This is a genomic window from Halorubrum sp. CBA1125, from assembly GCF_009742825.1.
Taxonomy (GTDB): domain Archaea; phylum Halobacteriota; class Halobacteria; order Halobacteriales; family Haloferacaceae; genus Halorubrum.
Map to the genome: position 1 here is coordinate 1 of NZ_WPCE01000144.1, position 7,395 is coordinate 7,395.

The following is a 7,395-nucleotide window of genomic DNA, read 5'->3' on the forward strand; positions in this document are numbered from 1 at the left end:
GATACCGTTCGTTGACCTCCTCGCCCGATAACACGGTCTGTGTCTGGTCGTGCCCCTCACAGCAGGTGATTACGGAAAATTCGAGGCGAAAGTCTCGCCCTTCAGCGCGGGGAGGATGTCAACTGTGCGAACGAACTCGATCCCGGGATCCGCCCGCGGTTATTCCACGCTACCCGAAAACGATGAACCGCCACCTTTGAACTGCCACCTTTGCCGTCCTCAGCGAACGGCTATTCAACGCGAAACTATCTTTAAAAAATGAGAACACCGAGACGTAGTGACCCCGAGTTAGGTATCCGCCTCGAACTGTGCGTCGTAGTCGTTCTGTATCTCGATCGTCGTCTCGCGGCTCACGTCGTCGAAGTCGCGGTCGTAGCGGTCGTCAGTGATCTCGTTGCGCGTCCGGATGTCACCCGGCTCCGTACCTGCGGGGAACGGCTGACGGTTGTAGATCGCCTGAACCTCCCCGGCAGTCTCGGCGCTGAGATCCGCGAAGTCGTGGCCGTACTTCGCCTGAGCGATCTCGTCCAGAGTGAACGCCGGATCGGACGGAAGCGGACCGAACTGTGCGTCGTAGTCGTTCTGTATCTCGATCGTCGTCTCGCGGCTCACGTCGTCGAAGTCGCGGTCGTAGCGGTCGTCAGTGATCTCGTTGCGCGTCCGGATGTCGGCCGGATCCGTGCCTGCAGGGAACGGCTGACGGTTGTAGATCGCCTGAACCTCCCCGGCAGTCTCGGCGCTGAGATCCGCGAAGTCGTGGCCGTACTTCGCCTGAGCGATCTCGTCCAGAGTGAATTCCTCGTCCACGTCGTCGCTCTCATCACTATCGTCACCGTCGCCGTCGTCAACGGCCTCGACGGTGATCGAGGCGCCCGTCGTTCCGGTCACGGTGTACGGTTCGCCTGCTTCGGTGCCGAGTGCGTCGACTGCGAGCGACAGACCGCTCGTCCCGGCCGCGTCCCCGTCGACGGTGACCGTCGCGATGGTCACGCTCCCGGTATCGGACGTGTCGGCGAGTGCAGCCGTCACGTCGGCCGAGGAGCCGTCGGCCGGGATCGAGACGTCGGTCGTCTGGTCGTTCGGATTCCCGTTGACGCCGACGTCCGATATCGAGGCGACGCTCGGGTCGGCGATACTGACGGTGAAGTCGTACGCACCCACCCCGCCGTCGGCCGAGTCGACGACCACGTCGTACGTCGTCGACTCGCCGGCGCTAACCGTCGAATCTGGCGGCTGGAGACTCATTGCGGTCTCCCGAAGCATTTCATCGCCGTCGTCACCATCGTCAGCGTCACCGTCGTCTCCGTCGTCACCATCGTCTCTGTCGTCATCGTCGTCGTCATCGACGGCCTCGATGGTGATCGTCGCCGTCGTGGAGTTGTCGTCGGTGAAGACCCCGTGGGTGTAGTCTCCGGCGTCGAGCCCACTCGTGTTGAGGTCGCTGAAGGTGACCATCTGCGTCTCGTTGCCATCCAGCGTCACCGCCTGTGAGTCCAGCGCCTCGTCTCCTTCGAGCGTACCGTTACCGTCGACGTCGAGCCGGAACGCCACCGTCTGGGTGGCTTCCTCGTCGCCGTCGTTGGTGACGTTGGCGGAGACGGTGATGTTGTCACCCTGCGTCGCGCTATCCGGTGCGTCCAGGTTCGAGACTTGGAAGCTCGCCGGGTCGGGTTCCGGTTCCGGGTCGGGTTCCGGTTCCGGGTCGGGTTCCGGCTCTGGGTCGTCGGCCTCGACGGTGAGCGAGGCGCCCGTCGTTCCGGTCACGGTGTACGGTTCGCCTGCTTCGGTGCCGAGTGCGTCGACGGCCAGGCCGATGTCACTAGTTCCCGCTTCGTCGCCCTGGACGGTGACCGTCGCGATGGTCACGCTGCCGGTATCGGACGTGTTGGCGAGCGCGACCGTCACGTCGGCCGAGGAGCCGTCGTCCGGGATCGAGACGTCGGTCGTCTGGTCGTTCGGGTTTCCGTTGACAGCGACGTCCGATATCGAGGCGACGCTCGGGTCGACCATACTGACGGTGAAGTCGTACGCACCCACCCCGCCGTCGGCCGAGTCGACGACCACGTCGTACGTCGTCGACTCGCCGCTCGTCACGGTCGCGCTGCTCGGATCGAGGCTCACCGCCGTCTCGAGCGGACTCTCTTGCTGTGCTACCACCGGTTCTTGGCCGCCGAGCGGTCCGATGCCCAGTGCGGCGCCGCCGACGCCGGCCGTCGTAACCAGTGCGACCGTCACGATGGCCATGATCCCCTTCAACTCGAGGGTCGTCGGGATGTCACGTACGCTCATTCAGGCAACACCTCGTTGTACAGTTTCTGGACGTCGACCACATCGACGTCTCCGTCCTGGTTGAAGTCGAACCCGTCCGAGTTGTTCTGGACCGTCTCGTCGTCGAGGTTGGCGAACAGCGCCTGGACGTCGACGATGTCGAACTCGCCGTCGCCGTTGACGTCCTCGTAGAGGCCGTCGTCATCCGGGTCAGCCGGCGAGTTCTCGAATCCACTAACCGGCGGCAGGGTCTCCGCCTCCACGGAAAGGGTAGCGGTTACGGAGTCGTCGTCGGTGAAGATCCCGTGGGTGTAGTCACCGGCGTCGAGCCCGCTCGTGTCGATGTCGCTGAAGGTGACCGTCTGCGTCTCGTCAGCCTCCAGCGTCACCGCCTGTGAGTCCAGCGATTCGAGCGTGCCGTCGCCGTCGACGTCGAGCCGGAACTCAACCGTCTGGGTGGCCTGCTGGCCACCGTCGTTGGTGACGTCGGCAGAGACGTCGATCGCCTCACCCTGCGTGACACTATCGGGCGCCTGCAGACTCGACACTTCGAAGTTCGCCGGGTCGGGATCCGGCTGGTCACCCTCGACGCTCAGCGTCGCGTCGTTCGTTCCGGTCACGTCGTATCCGGTACCACTCTCGTCGAAGATCAGCACCGCATCGTTGCCCGCGGCGGGTTCGAGGTCCACGTCGGTCGACCCGTCACTGACGCCCTGCACGGTCACTTCCGCGATCGTGACGCTCCCGGAGTCCGCCGTGTCTCGGAACGCGTATTCGACGTCGACGGACGATCCGTCGTCGGCGATATCCGTGGCGGTCGCTCCCGACCCGTGGACCTCGACGCCGGTGATCGCTGCGACGTTGTCGTCGACCGTCACGCCGAACTCGGCGGCACCAACGCCGCCTTGAGCGTCATCGACGACGACCTCGAACGTGGTGTTCTGACCGACGTCCACGCTCGTGTCGTCGGGGGCGATGCTCACGCTGGTCCCGCCGGCGGCTGCTGCGAGCGGTGTCGCAGCAGGGATGATCAACGACAGTGCGACAACGGCGACGAGGAGATGCCGTCCGTTGACGCGTATGCGTGATGTGTTGTGAGACATCATTATCCGGTTACCTCACTGAAGAGCACCTGTGCGTCGCCGACGTTGACCTGACCGTCGCCGTTGAAGTCGAACGCCGGGAAGTTATTCTGGACGATGTCGCCTTCGCGGTTGGCGAACAGCGACTGCGCGTCGCCGCTGTCCACGTTCCCGTCGCCGTTGACGTCCTCGTAGAGGCCATCACCGTCGGGGTCGCCGGGGAGTCCCTGCTGGTCGTTGACAGCTGGCGGCGTGAACTCGACCGTTCCGCCCGCGCTGTCAGCGGCGGTCTCAACGCTGTACGCGCGGTCGCCGAAGGAGGCGTCCGCGGGCACCGCGACGTCGAACGACACCTGGGTCTGACCGTTCGCATCGAGGGTCACCTCTTTGGTCTCGACGGATTCGAGATCACCGTCGCCGTCGATGTCGAACAGGAGTTCGACGGACTGGGTGCTCTCAACGTCTCCGTCGCTGCTCACGGTCGCCGTGACGGTGGCGGTGCTCCCAACGGCTGCCTTCTCCGGCGCGCTCGTGCTGTCCACGAGGAACTCCACCGGCAGCACCTCGAGGCTCGCGCCGTTCGTGCCGGTCACGTCGTAGGGGTTGCCGCCCTCGTCGAACAGGAGTACATCGCCGTTACCGCTGGCCGGTCCGATGGACAGGCTAGTGGTGCCATCGCCGGCGCCCTCGACGGTCACCTCCGCGACGGTGACGGGGCCGGTATCGGCGGTGCCGGCACCGAAGTAGTCGAACTCGGCGGAGGAGTCCGTCACATCGATGTCGGCGGTCGCCCCGTTCAGGACGTTCACGCCGGTGATCGTCGCGACGCTCGTGTCGTCGACGGTGGCGGCGAGTTCGCCGGCACCGACGCCGCCGTCCGCGTTGTCGACGACCACGTCGTACGTCGTCGTGGCGCCGACCGCGCCGGTCTGGCTGGCGGGGTCGAGACTGACGGTCGTCTCCTTGTCACCCGTCGGCGGAGCGTCATCGATCGTGATCTGCGCGGTCGCGCTGTCGTCGGGCGTGGTCACGCCGTGGGTGAGCGTACCGACCGGGAGCCCGCTCGTGTCGACGTCTTCGAAGGTGACGGTCGTCGATTCGCCGGGATTCAGCTCGATGTCCTGGGAGTCGACCGCGCTCTCGTCGCCGATCGAGTCGTCGTCGTTCGTGTCGACGCGGAACTCGACGGACTTGGTCGCCGACTGCTCGCCCGTGTTCTCGACGTCGGCCGAGACGTCGATTTCGTCACCTTGCGTGGCGGCGCTCGGTGCGTCCAGGTTCGACACCTGGAAGTTCGCCGCGTCCGGCGGCTGGACGGTCACGCTGACCGTGTCGGTATCCGAGGCGCCGTCGTCGTCGGTGACCTCGAGCTGGAACTCGAGCGTGGTCTCCGAGTCGACATCGGGCGCGGTGAACGTCGGCTGTTCGGCCGAAGCGTCACTCAGCGAGACGCCGGAGTCGGTCGTCTCCGACCACGAGTACGAGAGGCTGTCGTCGTCCGGGTCCGAAGACCCCGAGGCGTCGAGCGTGACCTCCGTGTCCGCGTCGACCGTCTGGTCGTCACCGGCGTCGGCGACCGGATCCTGGTTCGGGTCGGGTTGCTCGACCGTGATGGTCAGGGGCGACGAGTCAGACTCGTCGTCATCCACACTGTCCGGTCCTTGCGCGGCACCATTTGCCGTGAAGGTGTAGGTCCCGTCACTTGCACCGGACGGAACGGCCACCTCGTAGGTCACCGTGTGAGAGTTCTGCTGACTGACAGGTTCGTTCCAGGTGAGCTCCTCGCCCCCCGGTCCAACGATGGCACCGTCAGTTTCCACCCAATTGAAGGACCAACCGTCTGGGAGATCGATCCCAGTGATGGCCGAAGCGCCCGGATTAGAGTCGATCGTTACGTCGACTGTCACCGTGTCTCCGGGAGCAACGGTCGTTCCGCCCTGTGCTGTCTGACTAACTGCTACTGAATGCGAGGCGAGGGCAGGTCCCATCGCGAGGACCGATCCGATTATGGCAAGGGCCATCACCATCGCACTGATCTTCTTCGTGTTCATATTGTTGTATTGTATTTTTTAGTCCGCTGAGTGTTGTTCCGTACCTCGTCCACTCCTGGAGTCATCAGTGATCGATTCAGTCACTCACCTCTTCGATAGTGAACTCGTGCCACGTCGCGTCGAACGGGTCATCCCCGATGGACGTAGAGATCACTCCACCGGCTGGAGCGACGTCGTCAGACGTGTCGGTCCACTCCGGCGGGGAGACTGTAGGCTTCGCCTGAAGCTCCCGTAGCCTGCTCCCAGCTTCCGCCTTCAGTCTTGTAGTAACCCGTAATCGTGTCGTTGACAGGATCAACGACGATAGACAGTTCCGTCTCGGTGTCGGGGCCAAGCACATCGGCCTGGACCGTTTCCGAGTCTAAGCTCTCGCTTTCTTCCATGCCGAATTCGATACCGCCATCGCCACCGTTACCGACAGCGACCAACTTCACGTAGTTCGACTGGTCGCCCACGCCGAATTGGACGCCTGCCTGCGCCCAATCTCCGGCGTCACTGGGCAACCCGCTCACAGTGGTGTTGATTCGGACTTTCTCACCGGCTGGGTCGAAGCCGACCTGATACCCGTACATTCCAGGGTGGTCATTGTTGGGATCGTTCGCCGGAACGTCCTCGACGGTCATCGACCCGGCGTCGAAGGTCACCTTCGACTCGTCGTAGAGATCCTGATAGTCGTGATTCCCGGTCGTCATCAGCCCAGTGAACCCTACCTCGTGGATCGTCAGCGGTTCGGATCCGGGCTGGAAGCTGAGGTCGACCGGGGTCGTCGTGCTCATTCCATTATCAGGGTCTACCGCGAACGGGTCCGACGTATCATCGATACCATCGTTATCGTCATCAGCGTCATTCGCGTTCAGGATTCCGTCGCCGTCGAAGTCATTCTGACTTGGTTCAGGGCCTGAGTCTGCCTCAACCAGCTTCACGATTTCAACGTTTGACACGTTGCCCATGTCGCCACCATCATCCTCGACAGTCGCGAAGATGTAGTTGTATCCACCATTCTCAGTGGAGTTACTCAGAGTGAATTCGACGGTATCAGTTCCGCTCGTCAACGGAACCGTCTTGTACTCCACCTGTTCGACCGTGTTGGCCTCGAACTCCTCGACGTTGTATCCAGGAGTACCATCGTGGTCTGGCACATTGTCGATCGCCAGCTTCCCTTCGGCACGGATTACCGTCGCCTGCTGACCGACTTGGCTCGAATCGTGTTGGACCTCGAAGGTTTGAGTCGCCTGAGAGGTTTCCCATCCGGTCCGGTGGGTACTCTCCAACACGTTCGGCGCGCTCGCGTTCCCAACTATTGTTGGCGCGTCACCCTCGCTGTCATCCAGGGCAGCGATGGCTCCGCCGGAGCTCCCATCTCCGAAGAGCTGGGACGCCTGAGTCGCACCGCTTGCGTACTCAACCGACACAGTCGCTCGTGAGAGTTCGAAGCCAGACACGGGTCCGGCTTCTTGGGAGGTTATCGTCGCACCTTTGATACTCGTCGGATCGTTGTCAACCGAGAAGCCAACGGTCTCGCCCGGCTCGAAGTCAGTGAACTCGATCGTCATGACGTCGAAGCCATCAGCGTTGTCCACACCGTTCTTCGGTTCACTGAAGACGTCGCCTTCACTGGTGCTCACAACACCGACTCCGTCACCGGACTGACTGTCGATGTTGAGTCCCTTGGCTCCCTGGTCACCTGCACTTCCGTTCGGGTCAAAGACCATATCCGGAAAGGCAGTTTCGCTAAGGTCAATGGTCAGCGAGTCGATATTATCCTGCCCAGTGTTCTCGAACTGGAAGGAGTTATCATCGTAGGTCGTAACGGCACCACCGTCGTTCTGTCCCTGGTCAACCACGAGCTGGGACGACGCTTCGGTGGGTTCTGGCTCATCATTCGCTGAGTGTGTCGACGGAGAGGTACTCCCACGTGGCGTTAGAACGGGGGCGGACCCGCTCGACGTCACAGAGGTCCCGGTGACACCGGCGGCCCATTCCGAAGCCGTCAG

Annotated in this window: 4 protein-coding genes; all 4 read right to left on the bottom strand. The window is 63.1% G+C overall.

All coding sequences use genetic code 11. From position 1 onward, the window contains the following. Positions 1 to 288: 288 nt before the first annotated feature. The gene (locus GJ633_RS12005) at positions 289 to 2,289 is read right to left on the bottom strand and encodes a CARDB domain-containing protein (RefSeq protein ID WP_156589016.1); all 2,001 of its coding nucleotides are present in this window, start codon (positions 2,287 to 2,289) and stop codon (positions 289 to 291) included. Beyond that, positions 2,286 to 3,374 (bottom strand): dockerin type I domain-containing protein, encoded by a 1,089-nt coding sequence (locus tag GJ633_RS12010; RefSeq protein ID WP_156589017.1) that lies wholly within the window; start codon positions 3,372 to 3,374, stop codon positions 2,286 to 2,288. The genes GJ633_RS12005 and GJ633_RS12010 overlap by 4 nt, the downstream gene beginning before the upstream one ends. Beyond that, a complete protein-coding gene (locus tag GJ633_RS12015) occupies positions 3,374 to 4,999 on the bottom strand; it encodes a CARDB domain-containing protein (protein ID WP_343160894.1) in 1,626 nt (541 codons plus the stop codon). The genes GJ633_RS12010 and GJ633_RS12015 overlap by 1 nt, the downstream gene beginning before the upstream one ends. A gap of 578 nt (positions 5,000 to 5,577) precedes the next feature. Then, positions 5,578 to 7,245: a hypothetical protein gene (locus tag GJ633_RS12020; RefSeq protein WP_156589019.1), complete on the bottom strand. Its 1,668-nt coding sequence runs from the start codon at positions 7,243 to 7,245 to the stop codon at positions 5,578 to 5,580. Between the last annotated feature and the right edge of the window lie 150 nt (positions 7,246 to 7,395).